At 57.5% G+C, this 247-nt stretch carries 1 protein-coding gene; it reads right to left on the bottom strand.

Going from position 1 to position 247, the window contains the following annotated elements:
- The coding region (locus tag AC1RP1_RS08450) for a TopoII/MutL transducer domain-containing protein (protein WP_481762797.1) at positions 1-247 on the bottom strand (247 nt) is incomplete at both ends.

Genomic DNA, 247 nt, shown 5'->3' with positions numbered 1-247 from the left:
CGGGCCCGGCGCGATCGTCCGAGAGCTTCGCCTTGTCCTGAGACGTGAACGTGGCTTTGCTCAGGTACATGTTCACGAGACCTACCAGACCTTCTTTCAGGTCAGCTTCCCGGAACACCGGAACCTGCTTGCCAGCAACCTTTTTGGTTTTGATCCAAGGTTTGAGCGCCGTGTACAAGGCACCTGACACAGAATCAACGTGCTTACCGCCGCTCGACTGGCCCAGACCGTTCGTGTAGCCCTTGAC

The organism is Dellaglioa sp. CoH-56-MRSF-13, from assembly GCF_056782095.1.
The sequence above is the reverse complement of the archived record's forward strand: the minus strand, read 5'-3'. Positions and strand labels throughout refer to the sequence as shown.